General features: G+C 39.2%; 1 protein-coding gene. It reads left to right on the top strand.

The annotated features are described in order from the left end of the window. Nucleotides 1-210 precede the first annotated feature (210 nt). Nucleotides 211-1,092, top strand: a complete 882-nt coding sequence (locus OCV70_RS18805; RefSeq protein WP_195588369.1) for a LysR family transcriptional regulator — start codon at nt 211-213, stop codon at nt 1,090-1,092. Nucleotides 1,093-1,223 lie beyond the last annotated feature (131 nt).

Genomic DNA, 1,223 nt, shown 5'->3' with positions numbered 1-1,223 from the left:
GGCGCTCCAAGGACTCGGTACTGGCGACTTGCTAAGTCTTACCAGACTGGATTCCCACCAGTTATATATTTGGCACCGAACTGGCGCACACCTCCTGCTTAAATTATACATGCTTCAAACGATATATCTAATACTTATAATTCATATCACGATATTCTTGACAGGAATATCATTTGAGTATAGGATAATAAAAAAGGTTGGAGGTGTACTATGGAAATTCGTGTACTTCGTTATTTTCTTGAAATTGCACGTGAAGGAAATATGTCAAGGGCTGCTGAAAGACTTCATGTTACACAGCCAACGCTGTCTAAACAGATGAAAGATCTGGAACAAGAGCTTGGCAAAAAACTATTTAAGCGTGGCAGCACAAGCGTCAGTCTTACTGATGAGGGTATGCTTCTGCGAAAAAGAGCAGAAGATTTACTGGCCATGGCTGACAAAATCACAAACGAATTTCAGGCAATGGATGATATCACAGGAGGTGATATTTATATTGGCTGTGCAGAATCCTATCTTGTAAAATATCTTGCCCGTGCTGTAAAAAAGTTAAGCAGCATTTATCCCAATATCCATTATCATGTTACCAGCGGTGATACCGAACAGGTAACAGAACGATTAGACCGTGGACTTCTGGATATGGCATTTATAGTAGAACCGCCCGATTTATCAAAATACAATTATCTTGAAGTGCCTGAATACGATACATGGGGTGTTCTGATGAGAAAGGACAATCCATTAGCCGCAAAAGAGGCTATTGCCTTTGATGATTTATTGGATATTCCTATTTTTTGTTCGGAACAGTCTGCTAAAATGGATTTACCCCGTTGGTGTTCCGAAAACCTTGACCGACTTAATATATTAGCAACATTTAATCTCTGCAATAACGGTGCCGTTTTTGTCCGTGAAGGGCTGGGTGTTGAGCTTACCTTTGACAAGTTAGTAGAAACAAATGCAGAAAGTGATTTATGCTTCCGTCCGATCACACCACCTCTCCATACAAAAATGTATGTTATATGGAAAAAATATCAAATATTCACTCCTGTTGCTAATCTGTTACTGGAAGAAATAAAAAAGGTCATCATTTTACCATAATCGTAAAACGATGACCTTTTTGTGATTTGAACACTGCAAGACAAATTCCGATTGAACAAAATCGCTGCGCGATGGCCTGCCAAGGCTGTGGCGCAGTTTTATTTTTATTAAAAAGCAGTGGAATTACTTTT

This window comes from Blautia acetigignens, assembly GCF_025566865.1.
GTDB classification, from domain to species: domain Bacteria; phylum Bacillota; class Clostridia; order Lachnospirales; family Lachnospiraceae; genus Blautia_A; species Blautia_A acetigignens.
The sequence above is the reverse complement of the archived record's forward strand: the minus strand, read 5'-3'. Positions and strand labels throughout refer to the sequence as shown.